Source organism: Amycolatopsis acidiphila (assembly GCF_021391495.1).
GTDB lineage: Bacteria > Actinomycetota > Actinomycetes > Mycobacteriales > Pseudonocardiaceae > Amycolatopsis_E > Amycolatopsis_E acidiphila.
The window spans coordinates 672,186-688,029 of record NZ_CP090063.1; the positions used below are offsets into that span (position 1 = coordinate 672,186).

The window sequence follows — 15,844 nt, forward strand, 5'->3', positions numbered from 1 at the left end:
GGGGCGCGTCGTAGGTCTGTCAGCACCTGGTGAGGGGGACTCGAATGAGCGGCGGGTACACCGCGAGCACCGAGGCGATGTCCACGGCTTCGAAGACGATCACGCAGCTGGCGGAGGACCTGCCGGACAAGAACACCGACCTCGCGAGCACGCCGGTGAACGCCCAGGGCTTCGGCCAGGCGCACGGTGACCACGCCGAGAAGTACACGACCGGCGTCCAGACGCTCTGGCAGGCCCTGAGCGGGTACAGCAACACGCTCAAGGCGTACGGCACCAACATCGGCACCGGCGGCAAGGCCTACAGCGAGACGGACCACGCGCAGTCGTCCGCGGTCAGCAAGGCGGGGAGTCAGTAATGGCGAAGACCTGGGCCGAGGTGAAGGCGCTCCTCGACGATCCGAGCGTGCCGCCGGACCAGAAGGGCATGCTGATCAGCAGCTGGCAGCGCGAGCACCCGCCGCCGGGGTGGCCCGAGTCGCTGAACATGTCCAAGCCGGTCCAACAGCAGCAGGAAGAGGTCCAGAAGTACGCGGACGCGTACCACGCGACCCCGATGCTGGGCTTCCAGCCGGTCGACAGCGCGTACGACGCGGCGAAGAAGTCCGGCGACCAGGCCGGCTACAACGAGCACGAAGAGAAGAAGGCCGTCGACGACGGCAAGACGCAGCTCGACGGCAAGCAGCCGCCGTCGTCGGGCGGCGGCACCAAGACGTCCGACGAGCTGTTCGACGCGGCCGAACCGGCCCTGAAGCTGTTCCAGACCTTCGGCTCGCTGCTGGCGAAGATCCCGGACGACTGCCGCGGCAACACCCGTGCGCTGGACTACAACAACGACATCAAGAAGCGGTTCGACGAGCAGCGCGGGATCAGCTTCGAGAACTTCCTCGACGACGCCGACCACTTCAAGACCGGTTCGACCACAGTGGACGGCACGGTCAAGGACACCGGCACGGCGCTGGGCACGCTGTTCCACACCTGGAGCGGCTCGGGCGCGGACGCGGCGTCGGACCACTACAACGACAAGATCAAGCCCAAGGCCGCCAAGCTGTCCCAGACGCTCGAGGACGCGAGCGAGGCGACCACGACGGCGGTCACCACGGTCTTCCAGCTGTGCAAGGGCAAGGCCGACGCGATCGTCAACATGTACACCGACGAGGTCGGCAAGGCCGACTACAACATGGCCCAGAAGGTCATCGGCGTCGCGAACGGCGAGCACGGCGGCAAGGACGACCTGCAGGCCATCGCCGGCTGGATGGACCTGAACTTCGGCACCAACCTCGTCGAGACGCTCAACGACGACGGCTGCTGCGACGACGACGACATCAAGCAGCAGGGCCAGGACCTGGCCAAGCAGTGGATCCAGAACCACTTCAACCCGGACATGTGGGACCGGCTGTACAAGGGGTTCGACAAGACCTGCACGAACACGAAGGACCTGGTCAACCAGGCCTACGACTCGCTCGACGACGTCATGGGCAAGATCAAGAACGAGTTCGAGGGCGCGACCGAGCCGTCGGGCAGCACCCAGCCGAGCGGGACGGGCACGGGGACCGGCACCGGGACGGGAACGGGCACCGGGACGGGAACGGGTACCGGTACGGGGACCGGGAGCGGCACCGGTGGTGGCGGTGGTGGCGGGTCGATGCCGTCCACGCCGTCGGCGACCGAGCCGTCCGCGTCCACCGAGGACCCGGCCGCCGTGGCGGACGCCGCCAAGAAGGAGGCGTCCGACGGGATCAACCCCTACACCGGCAAGCCCGTGGAGGTGGACCCGGAGACCGGCGAGCCGTATCCGATCGACCCGAAGACGGGCGAGGCGGTCAAGGACGCGGGCGACGAGCAGGAGACGCTGAAGGTCCAGCAGGGCGACCACACGATCGAGATGTCCGAGCCGGACAAAGACGGCAAGATGGACATCAAGGTCGACGACGCCAGCGGGCAGCCCAAGGACTACAAGCTCGACTGGGGCGACGGCAAGGACGGTCCGGGGGCCGGCGCCGACCAGAGCGGTACGGGTCAGGACGGCACGGGTCAGGACGCGGGGTTCGGTCCACAGGGTTCGCAGGCGGCGGGCCAGCCGGGGGCGGACGGCACGTACAAGCCGGGGCCGGACGGCAAGATCCACATCCAGGACGGCGACGTCAAGATCACCGCGGAGCGGCCCCACGGTCCCGACGGCCCCACGGTCGTCACGGTCGACGACGGCACCGGCACGCCGACCACGTACACCCTGGGCGACGCGAAGGACGGCGCTTCGGGCGCTTCCGACGCGCAGAGCCTGGTCGGCACGGACGACGGCTCGGCCCCGCGGCCGGACGGGGTCACGACCGATCCCAGCGGCGCGGCCGTTGACGGCGGCGCTGGTGGTGCTGTCGGCGACGGTCTCGGTGGCGGTGCTGGTGGTGCTGGTGGTGCTGTGGGCGGTGGTGGTGCCGTGGGCGACGGTCTCGGCGGCGACGCGGGGTCGGACGTCTCGATCCAGCCCGCGGCTGCCGACGGCCTGACCCCCGACGGTGCGGCACCCGGCGACGCGACGACACCCGCCACGAGCACCGGTTCGGACGGCTTGAGCTCGGTGGGTTCCGGCGTCGCCGGCGGTGGTGCGGTCAGCGGCTCGCTCGGTGACTCGGCTTCCCTCGGCGACGGGGCGTCGCTGGGCACGGGCGCGCAGACGGGCTCGGCGGTGCACCAGCCCGCGAGCGCCGCACTCGGGGCCCAGCCGATCGGCGGGGCCGACGGGATGGTGGCGCAGCAGCCCGCGAGCTCCGGGAGCATGGGCAGCATGGGCGGGATGATGGGCGGCATGGGTGCCGGCGGCGGTGGCGGCGGCGAGGACCAGGAGCGCAGTTCGCGGGCGTACCGCATCGACGGCGGCATCTTCAACTCCAGCGGGTCCGGCGGGCGCATCAGCGGTTCGCTGGACGACGAAGGGGACCGGTCGGTCACCCAGCGGTGAGCCGCGGGGCTAGGAGGGGCAGATGGTCTCGGACGAGATCCAGCGGTTGAAGGCCAAGATGGACGGGCTGGTCCGCGAGCAGGCGGACCGGCGGGCGATGCTCGAGCGGCAGGGCGAGGAGATCAAGGCCAAGTCGCAGGAGTACATGACCAAGCAGGTCCAGGCCGCGGAGCGGTACGTCCAGCACCGGCGCGAGCTGGGGCGCCGCGAGCGGGAGGCCGGCGGCTGGGGCACCGAGAAGACGCTGGCGGAGAAGAACACCGTGATGGGCTTCGGCCCGGAGGGCGACGAGGCCGGACGCCGTGCGCCGGAGCCGTATTCGGCCCCCACGACGGAGTCGATCCCCAGCCCGCCGCCCGAGACGACGGAACGCACGCCGGCGCCGCGCCAGGGTCGTCACACCCGCAAGGACGACTTCGACGAGGACGACTTCTCGAACAACAGCTGGCTCGGCTGAGGCCGGCGAGCCGAGGTCAGGCAGCCTCTTCTTCCAGGCTCGGGTCGAACTCGATCGCGGCGCGTTTGACGTCCGCGTCCAGCAGCGGGCGGTACTTGTCCGTGCCGGTCAGGTGGGTGAGGAAGAACGCCGTGAACAGCGCGCGCACCAGGCGCTGCGTGCGTCGCTGCGGTTTGCCCTGCAGGAGCCGCTGGCTCCAGTGACTGCCCTCGGTCACCGCGAGGTGTGTCGACTTGTCGAGGATGCGCAGCTGGACCGGGCCGCCCCAGGCCTTGGCGATGGCCTCGGCGTTGCCGATCGCCGGGGCGACCAGGTCGCCCTTCGCGGCCAGGTGCAGGCCGGGAACGCTGATCCCGCGCGCCGCCTTCGTGGCGGGCGGCATGGTCTGTGCGGCGGCGATCGTGGCGACCGCCTTGATCCTCGGGTCGTCCGCCGCGGCGAGCACCGCCGCACCGCCGCCCACCGAGTGCCCCGCCAGGCCCAGCTTCGCGGGGTCGACGCTCAGCCCACCCGCCCCGAGCCGCACCCCGGTGACGACGTCCAGTGTCGAGCGCAGGTCCGCCGCGAAGATCCGGTGCGACGGCAGCGGACCACGTTGCGTCGACGGCGCGGCCGCCACGACGCCCCAGCTCGCCAGGTGACTCAACAGCTCGCGGTAGCGCCCCGGCGGCTGCAGCCAGCCGTGCCCGAACGCGATGCCCGGCAGGCCAAGGCCACTGCGCGGGGTGAACACCACGCCGGGCAGTCCGGCGAGGGCGAGGTTGCCGCGCACGACCTCGTGCGGTCCGCGGTGCGACAGCTCCTCGAGCAGATCCTTGGGCTTGCTGGCCATGGCCGGGAGCCTAGCGGACCGGTCCGACCGGCGCGGGGAGGCGGAAGTGAGCCGGACGAGGGGACGCGGTGTACCTCGTCAGGGCCAGCCGCTTCCCCACCACCACCCTCGAGGGAGACGCTTCGCGCCGCAGTAGTCTCGCTCGGGTGTGCGGAATCGTGGGATACGTCGGTCACCGGCCGGCACTCGACGTCGTGCTGGGCGGGCTCCGGCGGATGGAGTACCGGGGCTACGACTCGGCGGGCGTCGCGGTGCTGGACGGCGCCGGGGCGCTGACCGTCGAGCGCAAGGCGGGCCGGTTGGCGAACCTGGAGAACGAGCTGGAGATCACCGGGCGTGACCGCTTCGCCGGCACGGCCGGGATGGGCCATACCCGCTGGGCGACGCACGGCGCCCCGGTCGACCGCAACTCCCATCCCCACCGCGACGCGAGCGAGCGGGTCGCCGTCGTGCACAACGGCATCATCGAGAACTTCGCCGTCCTGCGTGCCGAGCTGGAGGCCGACGGGGTCGAGCTGAGCAGCGACACCGACACCGAGACCGCGGCGCACCTGGTCGCCCGCGCGTACACCGAAGGCCCGACCGCGGGTGACCTGCCGGCCAGCGTCCGCACGGTCTGCCGCCGCCTCGAAGGCGCGTTCACCCTGGTCGTGACGCATGCCGACGAGCCGGACCTGATCGTCGCGGCACGCCGGTCGTCGCCGCTGGTGGTCGGGGTCGGCGCGGGGGAGACGTTCGTCGCCTCCGACGTGGCCGCGTTCATCGAGCACACCCGCGAGGCGGTGGAGCTGGGGCAGGACCAGCTCGTGGTGATCAGCCGCGACGGCTACGAGGTCACCGACTTCGCGGGTGAGCCCGCGCAGGCCAAACCGTTCACCGTCGCGTGGGACCTGTCGGCCGCCGAAAAGGGCGGGCACGACTACTTCATGCTCAAGGAGATCGAGGAGCAGCCGGAGGCGCTGGCCAACACCCTGCGCGGGCACTTCGACAGCGGCCGCATCGTGCTCGACGAGCAGCGGATGTCCGACCAGGACCTGCGCGACGTCGACAAGGTGTTCGTCGTCGCCTGCGGGACCGCCTACCACTCCGGCCTGATCGCCAAGTACGCCATCGAGCACTGGACCCGGTTGCCGGTCGAGGTCGAGCTGGCGAGCGAGTTCCGGTACCGGGACCCGGTGCTGGACCGCGACACCCTGGTGGTCGCGATCTCGCAGTCCGGCGAGACGGCGGACACGCTGGAAGCCGTCCGGCACGCGCGCGGCCAGAAGGCGCGGGTGCTCGCGATCTGCAACACCAACGGCGCGCAGATCCCGCGCGAGTCCGACGCGGTGCTGTACACGCACGCCGGGCCCGAGGTCGGTGTCGCCGCGACGAAGACGTTCACCTCGCAGATCGCCGCCAACTACCTCGTGGGCCTCGCGCTCGCGCAGGCGCGCGGGACGAAGTACCCGGACGAGGTGGCGCGGGAGTTCGCCGAGCTGGAGGCGATGTCCGCGGCCGTCCAGAAAGCACTGTCCACTGTGGAACGAGTGCGGGAGCTCGGGCGGGACATGGCCGACTCGAAGGCCGTGCTGTTCCTCGGCAGGCACGTCGGTTTCCCGGTGGCGCTGGAAGGTGCGCTCAAGCTGAAGGAACTGGCGTACATGCACGCCGAGGGTTTCGCGGCCGGCGAGCTGAAGCACGGTCCGATCGCGCTGATCGAGAGCGGGCTGCCGGTGGTCGTCGTGATGCCCTCGCCCAAGGGGCGCGCGGTGCTGCACGCGAAGCTCGTGTCGAACATCAGCGAGATCCAGGCCCGTGGCGCCCGCACGATCGTGATCGCCGAGGAGGGTGACGACACCGTGCGCCCCTTCGCCGACGAGCTGGTCGAGGTGCCGGCGGTGCCGACCCTGCTGCAGCCGCTGGTGTCGAGCATCCCGTTGCAGGTGCTGGCCGCGGAAATCGCCCGCACGCGTGGTTACGACGTCGACAAGCCGCGCAACCTGGCGAAGTCCGTGACCGTGGAGTAGACAAGGCCCGGTGCGGCAGGGAATCTGGACGACGGACCGAATTCGCAAGGCTGAGGAGCGGCTGCTCGCCGCGACTCCGGAGGGCGCGCTCATGCAGCGCGCCGCGTTCGGGGTGGCGGTGCAGGCGGCCGATCTGCTGAGCCAGCACACCGGGCGGGTCGCCGCGAGTCGGGTCGTGCTCCTGGTGGGCGCGGGCAACAACGGCGGCGACGCGTTGTGGGCGGGCAGTTTCCTGCGCAAGCGCGGCGTCGGCGTGACGGCGGTGCTGCTCAAGCCCGAGAAGGCACATCCGGCCGGTCTCGCCGCGCTGCGCCGCGCGGCTGGTCGAGTCGTGACTCTCGAGGACGCGCCGCGTGTACTCGAAGCGGCTGATCTCGTGATCGATGGGATCGTCGGCCTGTCCGCGCGTGGGCCGCTCCGCGAGGACGCCGCGAGCCTGCTCGACCACATCAGCGCACCGGTGCTGGCCGTCGACCTGCCCAGCGGTGTCGACCCGGACAACGGCAAGGTGGACGGGCCGGCGATCACGGCGACCCGCACGGTGACGTTCGGCGCGCGGAAACCGTTGCACGTGCTCAACCCCGACCGCTGCGGCGAGGTCGTGTTGATCGACATCGGGCTCGGGCCGGAGCTGGGCGAACCCGACCTGCGGCAGCTGGACGCCGTGGAAGTCGGCGCGGCCTGGCCGGTGCCGGGGCCCCAGGACAACAAGTACAGCCAGGGCGTCACCGGGATCGCGGCCGGTTCGGCGACCTACCCGGGCGCGGCGGTGCTGGCCACCGGGTCCGCCGTGCTGGCGACCTCGGGCATGGTGCGGTATGCGGGTCCGGCCGCCGACGCGGTGCGGGCGCGGTGGCCGGAGGTGATCGCGACGGGTTCGGTGACCGATGCCGGCCGGGTGCAGGCGTGGGTCGTCGGGCCGGGGATCGGCACCGGCAACGACGGGCGCAGCGTGCTGCGGCACGTGCTGTCCGCGGGGGTGCCGGTGTGCGCCGACGCGGACGCGACCACGCTGATGTCGCGGTATCCGGACGTGCTCGACGCGCGCGACCCGGGCACGCCGCTGGTGCTGACGCCGCACGCCGGGGAGTTCGAGCGGCTGACCGGCGCCGCACCCGGCGAGGACAGGGTCGGCGCGGTGAAGGCGGCCGCGCGCCGGTTCGACGCCGTGGTGCTGCTCAAGGGCAACACGACGCTGATCGCCGCGCCCGACGGACGTGTGCTGGCGAACGTGGCCCGCGGCTCCTGGCTCGCGACGGCCGGTTCGGGCGACGTGCTGTCGGGGCTGGTCGGGTCGTTGCTGGCCGCCGGGCTGGACCCGTGGCTGGCGGCGGGGGCGGCCGCGTACGTGCACTCGCTGGCCGCGGATCTGGCCGCCCGGGGCGTCCCGGTGCCGGCAGGCGCGGTCGAGGCCGCGATTCCGGACGCGATCCGCCGGGTCCGCAAGTTCTGCTAGCTCGCGCAAGAACTTATCGAGTTATGTGTTAACAACCGCGTCTTCCTCTGGTAAGAATGAAGCCGTCAAGGGTGCTACCTCGGGAGCGGTTGCTGGTGAGCGAAGCTATGAGGGTCGCGGTCCTGCACGGTGTGCACGACGTGCGGCTGGAGGAGCGGCCGGTGCCGCAGCCCGGTCCCGGTGAGGTCCTGATCCAGGTGCGGTCCGTGGGCACCTGCGGCTCCGACGTGCACTACTACGAGCACGGCCGCATCGGCGACTTCGTGGTCGAACAGCCGCTGGTCCTGGGGCACGAGCCGAGCGGCGTCGTGGTGGCGCGCGGCAGCGAGGCGCGGCTGCACGAGGTCGGGCAGCGGGTCGCGATCGAGCCGGGCGTGCCGTGCTCGGTGTGCGCGCAGTGCAAGGCGGGCCGGTACAACCTGTGCCCGCGGATGCGGTTCTTCGGTACCCCGCCGATCGACGGCGCGTTCTGCGAGTACGTCGTGCTGCGGGAGGATTTCGCGCACCCCGTCCCGGATTCCCTCAGCGATGACGCGGCCGGTCTGCTGGAGCCGCTGTCGGTCGGCGTGTGGGCGAACCGCAAGGCGCGCACCGCGCCCGGTAGCCGGGTGCTGATCACCGGTGCGGGGCCGATCGGCCTGGTCGCGACCCAGACCGCGCGGGCGTTCGGCGCGAGCGAGGTCGTGGTGACCGACGTGAACCCGCGACGGCTGGAGGTCGCGAAGGAGCTGGGCGCGACGGCGACGGTCGACGTGTCCGAGGAGAGCCTTACGGACACCGACTTCGACCCCGACGTGCTGCTCGAATGCTCGGGCGTGCCGGCGGCCGCCGGCCAGGCCATCCGCAAGGTCGGCCGCGCGGGCCGGATCGTGCTGATCGGCATGGGCGGTGACGAGATCCCGCTGCCGCTCGCGCACGTCCAGAACTTCGAGATCGAGGTGACCGGCACCTTCCGCTACGCCAACACCTGGCCGACCGCGATCGCGCTCGCCGCCGGCGGCGAGGTCGACCTGGACCGGCTGGTGACCCACCGGTTCGGTCTGGACCAGGTCGAGGAGGCGCTCACGGTGGCGGCCAAGGACGACACGGTGATCAAGGCCGTGGTGGTGCCCTGACCATGCCCAGACCATCCGAGGCCGAGGTCGAGCAGCGCAGGCAGGACGTCCTGAGCTACGTGATCGAGCACGGCGAGGTGCGCATCGACCAGCTGACCGAGCAGTTCGGCGTCAGTCTGATGACGATGCACCGCGACCTCGACGACCTCGCCGAGCGCAGGCTGCTGCGCAAGCTGCGCGGCCGGGTCGAGGCGTATCCGGCGCTCACCATCGAGACCGCGAAACGCTTCCGCGAGACCGAGCACGTCGACGTCAAGGAGGCCTTGGCGGAGGCCGCGAGCCGCGAGGTTGCGCCCGGCCAGACCCTGTTCCTGGACGACTCGACCACGCTGTTCCCCCTGGCACGCAAGCTGATCGGCCCGCAGGTGGTGATCACGAACTCGCTCGAGGTGGCGCGGATCCTCGGCGACGCCGACGGGATCGAGGTGCGGCTGCTCGGCGGTCGCTACACCGACTTCGACTCGTGCGTCGGCCCGGACACCATCGACGCGCTGAGCCGGATGCGCGCGGACGTCGGCTTCGTTTCGGCGACCGCGGTGGCCTGCGGCAGGCTGTACCACCCGGATCGCGAGTACGCCGAGCTCAAGACGACGGCGCTGCGCGTCGCGGACCGCAACGTGCTGGTCGTGGACCACTCGAAGTTCGGCCGGACCGCGACCTACGCCTACGGCGACGTGAGCGACTACGACCTGGTGATCACCGACGAGGAGACGCCGGGCGACGAGCTCGCGGCGATGGACACCAAGGTCCGGCTGGCCAAGCCGGGCCATCCGCGCGCGGATCACGGAGGTTCCCAGGGATGACAACAGGGCCGTTGGTCGCCGGTGTCGACTCCTCCACCCAGTCGACGAAGGTCGTCGTGTGCGATGCGGGCACCGGCGCCGTCGTGCGCGAGGGCCGGGCCGCGCACCCGGACACCACCGAGGTGGATCCGCGGGTCTGGTGGCAGGCGTTCACCGAGGCGAGCGCGGGGCTGCTCGACGGGGTGCAGGCCATCGGTGTCGGTGGCCAGCAGCACGGCATGGTCACCCTCGACGAGGCCGGCGAGGTCGTCCGGCCCGCCCTGCTGTGGAACGACACCCGCTCCGGCAAGGCCGCCGACAACCTCGTGACCGAGCTCGGCGGCCCACACGTCTGGGCGGAGGCCGTCGGTTCGGTGCCGGTCGCCAGCTTCACCGTGACCAAGCTCCGCTGGCTGGCCGAGCACGAACCGGAGCTCGCCGACCGCGTGGCGAGCGTCCTGCTGCCGCACGACTGGCTCACCTGGCAGCTGACCGGCGAGGCCGTCACCGACCGCGGAGACGCGTCCGGCACGGGTTACTTCTCTCCGGCGGAAAACGTCTACCGCGAGGACATCCTCGCCCGCGCCTTCGGCGGCCGGAACCCTCGGCTGCCCCGGGTGCTGGGGCCGCGCGAGGCCGCGGGCCGCACGGCGGACGGGATGCTGGTGTCCGCCGGCACCGGTGACAACATGGCCGCCGCGCTCGCGCTCGAACTGGGCGAAGGCGACGTCGTCGTGTCGCTGGGCACCAGCGGCACGGTGTTCGGTGTCTCCGAGACGGCGGCCGCGGACCCGACCGGCATCGTGGCCGGGTTCGCCGACGCGACCGGCCGGTTCCTGCCGCTGGCGTGCACGCTCAACGCCGCCCGCGTGCTCACCGCGACCGCGAACATGCTCGGCGTCGACCTGGCCGGGCTGGACCGGCTCGCGCTCGACGCGCGGCCGGGTGCGGGCGGGCTGACCCTGTTGCCCTACCTCGACGGCGAGCGCACGCCGAACCTGCCCGACGCGGCCGGTTCGCTGCACGGCATGCGCCGCGCAAACATGACCCCGCAGAACCTGGCCCGCGCCGCTGTCGAAGGCATGCTGAGCGGGCTGGCCGCCGGGCTGGATGCCGTGCAGGCACACGGGATCACCGCGCGCCGCGTCCTGCTCATCGGCGGTGCCGCGCAGTCCGCGGCGGTGCGCGCGGTCGCGCCGACGGTGTTCGGCCTGCCGGTCGCGGTGCCCGCACCGGCCGAGCACGTCGCGCTCGGCGCGGCCCGCCAGGCCGCCTGGGTGCTGGCCGGCACGGAGGAACCACCCGCGTGGGCGGGAAACAGCAGTCTCGAGCTGGCCGCCGGGGACACCGCCACCGGCGAGGAGCTCCGTCAGCGGCACCTCGACACCCGCGAACTCGTGCATCACGTAGCAGTCAAAACAGGAGAGGACACCTGATGGCCACGATCACCTATGACAAGGCGTCCCGGCGTTATCCCGGTTCCGACCGTCCGGCCGTCGACGCACTCGATCTCGAGATCGCCGATGGTGAGTTCCTCGTGCTGGTGGGCCCTTCCGGCTGCGGCAAGTCGACGAGCCTGCGCATGCTCGCGGGCCTGGAGGATGTCGACGACGGCTCGGTGTGGATCGGGGACCGGGATGTGACGCAGCTGCCGCCGCGGTCGCGGGACATCGCGATGGTGTTCCAGAACTACGCGCTGTACCCGCACATGACGGTGGGGCAGAACATGGGGTTCGCGCTGAAGATCGCGGGCAAGCCGAAGAGTGAGATCAAGCAGCGGGTCGCGGACGCGGCGAAGCTGCTGGACCTGGAGGACTACCTCGACCGCAAGCCCAAGGCGCTCTCGGGTGGTCAGCGGCAGCGGGTCGCGATGGGGCGGGCGATCGTGCGGGAGCCGCAGGTGTTCCTGATGGACGAGCCACTGTCCAACTTGGACGCGAAGCTGCGGGTGTCGACCCGCACTCAGATCGCCGCGCTGCAGCGGCGGCTGGGCACCACCACTGTCTACGTCACGCACGACCAGGTCGAGGCGATGACGATGGGCGACCGGGTGGCGGTGCTCAAGGACGGGCTGCTGCAGCAGTGCGACACGCCGCGGGCGTTGTACGAGCGCCCGGCGAACGTGTTCGTGGCGGGGTTCATCGGTTCCCCGGCGATGAACCTGGCGTCGGCGCGAATGAGCGATGGTGGTGCGACCCTGGGCGGGATCACGGTGCCGCTCTCGCGGGAGACGGTGTCCGCGGCCGGTGGTGAGGACGTCACGCTCGGTTTCCGCCCGGAGTCGCTGGAGCTGGCCGACGAGGGCGGCATCGCGGTGAAGGTCGAGCTGGTCGAGGAACTGGGTTCCGACGCCTACGTCTACGGCAAGATCGCCGCCGACGGGATCGCCAAGGACACGAACGTCGTGGCGCGGGTCGACCCGCGCAAGACCCCCGCCATGGGCGAGACCCTGCGCCTGCGCATCCGCCCCGACGAGCTCCACGTGTTCTCCACCAGCACCGGCCTCCGGCTGGACTGACACTCACACACCGCACGCGCGTGGCCGGGGTCGACCGCGAGCCCGGCCACCCGCGTGTTGTGGGAAAATCGACGGCGATGAGCCCCGAATCCTTCCGCACCGAGGTCGTGATCGACCTCGCGGCGATCCGCCACAACGTCCGCCTGCTGGCCGAGCGGCCCGCGCACGCCGCGACGATGGCGGTGGTCAAGGCGGACGGGTACGGCCACGGTGCCGTGCCGGTGGCCAGGGCCGCCCTCGACGGGGGCGCGACCTGGCTCGGAGCGTGCTCGCTCGCCGAGGGGCTGGCGCTTCGGGAGGCGGGAATCACCGCGCCGGTGTTCACCTGGCTGGACGCGCCGGACGTCGACTTCACGCCCGGCATCACCGCGGACATCGACCTGTCGGCCAGCTCGGCCGATGAGCTCGCGAGGGTCGCCGACGCGGCGCACCGCGCGGGCAAGCGCGCCCGCGTGCACCTGAAGATCGACACCGGGCTCTCCCGCAGTGGCGCGCCCGCCTACGCCTGGCCGACGCTGGTGAAGGCCGCCGCGGCCGAGCCCGGCATCGAAGTGGTCGCGATCTGGTCCCACCTGGCCTGCGCGGACGAGCCCGGGCACACGTCGATCGACCAGCAGGCGCAGCGTTTCCAGACGGCGTACGACATCGCGCGCGAAGCCGGGCTGAACCCGTTGCGTCACATAGCGAACTCGGCCGCGACGCTGACCCGGCCGGACCTGCACTTCGACCTGGTCCGCCCCGGTATCGCGATCTACGGGCTGAACCCCGTGCCGCAGCAGGAAGATCTGCGTCCCGCCATGACGTTCCGGGCGCAGGTCGTGCTGACCAAACGGATCGAGGCCGGCGAGTCCGTCTCCTATGGACAGACCTGGACGGCCGCGCGGGACACCACGCTGGCCCTGGTCCCGGCGGGCTACGCCGACGGCGTGCCGCGGACGTTGTCCGGCCGGATGGAGGTGTGGCTCGGCGGCAGGCGGCGCCCGGTCGTCGGCCGGGTCTGCATGGACCAGCTGGTGGTCGACTGCGGGGACGACGAGCCTGCCGTCGGCAGCGAGGTCGTCCTGTTCGGCGCGGGTGCGAACGGCGAGCCCACGGCGCGCGAATGGGCGGACACCATCGGCACCATCGACTACGAGATCGTCACCGGCATGTACCGGCCGCGGGTCCGGCGGCGGTACGAGGGAGAGTGATGATGCCGTCCCGCCGACTGCTCACCGTCGTCGGCGGTGCCGTCGCGCTCGTGACCGGCGCGGCCGCGGCGGGTATCGCCGTCACCGCCCGGAAGGGCGCTGAGGTCGTCCAGCCGGGGGAGCAGCTCGGCGAGCTGCGGCCGGACCGGGTCTCGACGGTCGCCGCGGACGACGGGACGCCGCTCGCGGTGTCCGAGATCGACCCCGACGACGGCAAGCCGGAGCTCACCGTCGTCGGCGTGCACGGCTTCGCGCTCTCCCAGCGCAGCTGGTACTTCCAGCGCCGCGACCTGTCGTCGCTGACGCTGCCGCGCGTGCGGCAGATCTACTACGACCACCGCGGCCACGGGCTTTCCGGTGCCGCGAACGCCGAGACCAGCACCATCGAGCAGCTGGCCAGGGACCTCGACGCCGTGCTGCGGGCCGTCGCACCGGACGGGCCGATCGTGCTGCTGGGCCACTCCATGGGCGGCATGGTCCTCATGGAGCTGGCGCAGCAGAACCCGGAGCTGTTCGCCGAGCGGGTGTGCGGGGTCGCGTTGATCGCGACCGCCGCCGGCGAGGTGGGCGCCCGCGGCCTGCCGCGCAGCCTGCTGTCGAAGTACAACCCGCTGACCCGGGGCGTCGGTGAGCTGGCCGGATGGCAGCCGGGCCTGGTGGAGTTCGTGCGCGCCGCCGGCGGCCAGTTGACGCGCCCGGCCGTGCGGCGGCTGTCGTTCGGGTCGCGGGACGTGCATCCGAAGGTCGTCGACTTCCTGCTGGAGATGCTGGCCGTGACGCCCGTGCGGGGGCTGGTGAACTACATCGACACCCTCGGCAGTCACAACCGGTACGCGGCCTTGGCGGGTCTGAAGCACGCGCACGTGCTGGTCGTGCACGGCGACGCAGACCGGCTCACCCCGTTCTCGCATGCGGAGCGGATCGCCGCCGAGCTGCCGGACGCGGAGCTGGCGCGCGTGCGCGGGGCGGGGCACATGGTCCAGCTCGAACAACCCGAGCTGGTGAACAGCCACCTGATCGACCTGCTGCAGAAGTGTGCTGGAGTGGACGACATGAGTTCCTCACAACGGATCTGGCGATGGCTGAACAAGTAGTCGAACTGCCCGCGGAGCGGGACACGGTCGCCTTCGGCGAGTCACTCGGCGAGCAGCTGCGCGCGGGCGACCTGGTGTTGCTCGCCGGGCCGCTCGGCGCCGGTAAGACGGTGCTGACCAGGGGTATCGCCGCTGGACTCGGCGTGTTGGGGCGGGTCAGCTCGCCCACGTTCGTGCTCGCGCGGGTGCATCCCGCGGGTGCGCGCGGGGTGCCGCTGGTGCACGTGGACGCCTACCGGCTGGGCGGCGACCTGGCCCAGCTCGACGACCTGGACCTGGACACCGATCTGGAGGCGTCCGCGGTCGTCGTCGAGTGGGGCGAGGGCTCGGCGGAACGGTTGTCGGCGGACTACCTGGTGGTGCGGCTCGAGCGGCGCGAGGACGACGTCCGGGTCGCGACGCTGGAGCCGCACGGCGCGTGGAAAGAGCGGGTATGAGCCGGGCCGTCGTGATCGAACGCCCGCGTGAGCTGCGGCTGGTGCGCATCGAACCGCAGCTGCCGGGGCACGGCGAGGCCGTCGTGCGCGTGGCGTGGTCGGGCATCTGCGGGTCCGACCGCGAGGTGTTCGCGGGCACGCGGGCCGAGGGGTACGTCCGGTATCCGGTGACGCCGGGGCACGAGTGGTCGGGCACCGTGGTCGAGCTGGGCCCCGGCACGGACCAGTCGCTGCTGGGGAAGCAGGTGGTGGGCGAGGGTTTCCGCAACTGCGCCCGCTGCGACGCGTGCCGCCGTGGTGACACGAACCTGTGCGAGGCCGCGTACGACGAGACGGGTTTCACGCGGCCCGGCGCGTGGGCGGACGAGCTCCGCCTGCCGGCGCGGTTGCTGCACGAGCTGCCCGCGGACGCCGACCTACGCGCGGCGGCGCTGCTCGAACCCGCGGCGTGCATGGCCGCGGCGGCGCTGACGGCGAACGTCGTGCCGGGCGAGCGCGTGGCCGTCGTCGGTGGCGGGACGCTGGGGATGCTCGCGGTGCAGTTGCTGGCGGCGAGCAGCCCGGGTTCGCTGGTGGTGGTCGACCCGCGGCGGGACAGGCTCGAGCTGGCCCGGCGGTTCGGTGCCACGTCGGCCGCCCCGGAGGACGACCTGGACCCGTTCGACGCGGTCGTCGAGGCGGCGGGTGCCCCGGGGACGGGCAGCCTGGCGGTGGGCCTGACCAAACGCGGCGGCCGGACGGTGCTGACCGGTCTGGCGGGTACGGAAACCGTGCCACTGGTACCCGCGGACCTGGTCGCCGCGGCGGTCACGGTGCACACGGTCTTCGGCGCCTCCTCGGCGGCGTGGACGCACGCCGTCCGAGCCTTCGCGACCGGCCTCCTCGACCCGGCGCCCCTCATCACGCACGAGTTCGCCCTGGAGAACGCGGAAGACGCACTGGCCACAATCGTGGGGAAGGTGCTGCTGCACCCCTGAGTGGTGGGTCTTGCCTTGGGG

The 15,844-nt window shown here is 71.9% G+C and carries 14 protein-coding genes; 13 read left to right on the forward strand and 1 reads right to left on the reverse strand.

Annotated elements, in window-relative coordinates:
• Positions 1 to 44 precede the first annotated feature (44 nt).
• Genes LWP59_RS03345 through LWP59_RS03355 form a run of 3 tightly spaced genes read left to right on the forward strand, consistent with a single transcriptional unit; the run spans position 45 to position 3,413 of the window.
• Positions 45 to 356: a hypothetical protein gene (locus LWP59_RS03345; protein ID WP_144646051.1), complete on the forward strand. Its 312-nt coding sequence runs from the start codon at positions 45 to 47 to the stop codon at positions 354 to 356.
• Positions 356 to 2,956, forward strand: coding sequence for a WXG100 family type VII secretion target (locus LWP59_RS03350; protein ID WP_144646053.1), 2,601 nt, complete (start codon positions 356 to 358; stop codon positions 2,954 to 2,956). Before LWP59_RS03345 ends, LWP59_RS03350 begins: the two co-directional genes overlap by 1 nt.
• A gap of 22 nt (positions 2,957 to 2,978) precedes the next feature.
• Positions 2,979 to 3,413: a hypothetical protein gene (locus LWP59_RS03355; RefSeq protein ID WP_144646055.1), complete on the forward strand. Its 435-nt coding sequence runs from the start codon at positions 2,979 to 2,981 to the stop codon at positions 3,411 to 3,413.
• Between the two features lie 16 nt (positions 3,414 to 3,429).
• Here LWP59_RS03355 and LWP59_RS03360 read toward each other — a convergent pair whose 3' ends face one another.
• Positions 3,430 to 4,245 (reverse strand): dienelactone hydrolase family protein, encoded by an 816-nt coding sequence (locus tag LWP59_RS03360; RefSeq protein ID WP_191334866.1) that lies wholly within the window; start codon positions 4,243 to 4,245, stop codon positions 3,430 to 3,432.
• A gap of 146 nt (positions 4,246 to 4,391) precedes the next feature.
• Here LWP59_RS03360 and glmS point away from each other — a divergent pair, with 146 nt between their 5' ends.
• From glmS to LWP59_RS03410, 10 genes are all read left to right on the forward strand, one after another.
• Complete coding sequence (glmS, locus tag LWP59_RS03365) at positions 4,392 to 6,254, forward strand: glutamine--fructose-6-phosphate transaminase (isomerizing) (RefSeq protein ID WP_144645631.1); 1,863 nt, start codon at positions 4,392 to 4,394, stop codon at positions 6,252 to 6,254.
• 10 nt (positions 6,255 to 6,264) lie between these two features.
• A complete protein-coding gene (locus LWP59_RS03370; protein ID WP_229858297.1) occupies positions 6,265 to 7,710 on the forward strand; it encodes an NAD(P)H-hydrate dehydratase in 1,446 nt (481 codons plus the stop codon).
• A 107-nt stretch (positions 7,711 to 7,817) separates the two neighbouring features.
• Positions 7,818 to 8,825 carry an NAD(P)-dependent alcohol dehydrogenase gene (locus LWP59_RS03375; RefSeq protein ID WP_186383622.1) on the forward strand — a complete coding sequence of 336 codons (1,008 nt, stop codon included), beginning with the start codon at positions 7,818 to 7,820 and terminating at the stop codon, positions 8,823 to 8,825.
• A gap of 2 nt (positions 8,826 to 8,827) precedes the next feature.
• Positions 8,828 to 9,628: a DeoR/GlpR family DNA-binding transcription regulator gene (locus tag LWP59_RS03380; protein WP_144645627.1), complete on the forward strand. Its 801-nt coding sequence runs from the start codon at positions 8,828 to 8,830 to the stop codon at positions 9,626 to 9,628.
• On the forward strand, positions 9,625 to 11,043 hold the full coding sequence (gene xylB / locus LWP59_RS03385; RefSeq protein ID WP_144645625.1) for a xylulokinase: 1,419 nt from the start codon (positions 9,625 to 9,627) through the stop codon (positions 11,041 to 11,043). The genes LWP59_RS03380 and xylB overlap by 4 nt, the downstream gene beginning before the upstream one ends.
• On the forward strand, positions 11,043 to 12,125 hold the full coding sequence (locus tag LWP59_RS03390) for an ABC transporter ATP-binding protein (protein WP_144645623.1): 1,083 nt from the start codon (positions 11,043 to 11,045) through the stop codon (positions 12,123 to 12,125). Before xylB ends, LWP59_RS03390 begins: the two co-directional genes overlap by 1 nt.
• Positions 12,126 to 12,202: 77 nt before the next feature.
• The gene (gene alr / locus LWP59_RS03395; RefSeq protein WP_144645621.1) at positions 12,203 to 13,315 is read left to right on the forward strand and encodes an alanine racemase; all 1,113 of its coding nucleotides are present in this window, start codon (positions 12,203 to 12,205) and stop codon (positions 13,313 to 13,315) included.
• Positions 13,315 to 14,409, forward strand: coding sequence for an alpha/beta fold hydrolase (locus LWP59_RS03400; RefSeq protein ID WP_186383621.1), 1,095 nt, complete (start codon positions 13,315 to 13,317; stop codon positions 14,407 to 14,409). The genes alr and LWP59_RS03400 overlap by 1 nt, the downstream gene beginning before the upstream one ends.
• A complete protein-coding gene (tsaE, locus tag LWP59_RS03405; protein ID WP_144645619.1) occupies positions 14,394 to 14,846 on the forward strand; it encodes a tRNA (adenosine(37)-N6)-threonylcarbamoyltransferase complex ATPase subunit type 1 TsaE in 453 nt (150 codons plus the stop codon). The genes LWP59_RS03400 and tsaE overlap by 16 nt, the downstream gene beginning before the upstream one ends.
• Positions 14,843 to 15,823, forward strand: coding sequence for a zinc-dependent alcohol dehydrogenase (locus LWP59_RS03410; protein ID WP_144645617.1), 981 nt, complete (start codon positions 14,843 to 14,845; stop codon positions 15,821 to 15,823). Before tsaE ends, LWP59_RS03410 begins: the two co-directional genes overlap by 4 nt.
• Positions 15,824 to 15,844 lie beyond the last annotated feature (21 nt).

What these genes read in the sequence shown, in the direction of transcription:
- LWP59_RS03345 (WP_144646051.1), top strand. Translation starts at nt 45, where the DNA reads ATGAGCGGCGGGTACACCGCGAGCACCGAGGCGATGTCCACGGCTTCG.
- LWP59_RS03350 (WP_144646053.1), top strand. Translation starts at nt 356, where the DNA reads ATGGCGAAGACCTGGGCCGAGGTGAAGGCGCTCCTCGACGATCCGAGC.
- LWP59_RS03355 (WP_144646055.1), top strand. Translation starts at nt 2,979, where the DNA reads ATGGTCTCGGACGAGATCCAGCGGTTGAAGGCCAAGATGGACGGGCTG.
- LWP59_RS03360 (WP_191334866.1), bottom strand. Translation starts at nt 4,245, where the DNA reads ATGGCCAGCAAGCCCAAGGATCTGCTCGAGGAGCTGTCGCACCGCGGA.
- LWP59_RS03375 (WP_186383622.1), top strand. Translation starts at nt 7,818, where the DNA reads ATGAGGGTCGCGGTCCTGCACGGTGTGCACGACGTGCGGCTGGAGGAG.
- LWP59_RS03380 (WP_144645627.1), top strand. Translation starts at nt 8,828, where the DNA reads ATGCCCAGACCATCCGAGGCCGAGGTCGAGCAGCGCAGGCAGGACGTC.
- xylB (WP_144645625.1), top strand. Translation starts at nt 9,625, where the DNA reads ATGACAACAGGGCCGTTGGTCGCCGGTGTCGACTCCTCCACCCAGTCG.
- LWP59_RS03390 (WP_144645623.1), top strand. Translation starts at nt 11,043, where the DNA reads ATGGCCACGATCACCTATGACAAGGCGTCCCGGCGTTATCCCGGTTCC.
- alr (WP_144645621.1), top strand. Translation starts at nt 12,203, where the DNA reads ATGAGCCCCGAATCCTTCCGCACCGAGGTCGTGATCGACCTCGCGGCG.
- LWP59_RS03400 (WP_186383621.1), top strand. Translation starts at nt 13,315, where the DNA reads ATGATGCCGTCCCGCCGACTGCTCACCGTCGTCGGCGGTGCCGTCGCG.
- tsaE (WP_144645619.1), top strand. Translation starts at nt 14,394, where the DNA reads ATGGCTGAACAAGTAGTCGAACTGCCCGCGGAGCGGGACACGGTCGCC.
- LWP59_RS03410 (WP_144645617.1), top strand. Translation starts at nt 14,843, where the DNA reads ATGAGCCGGGCCGTCGTGATCGAACGCCCGCGTGAGCTGCGGCTGGTG.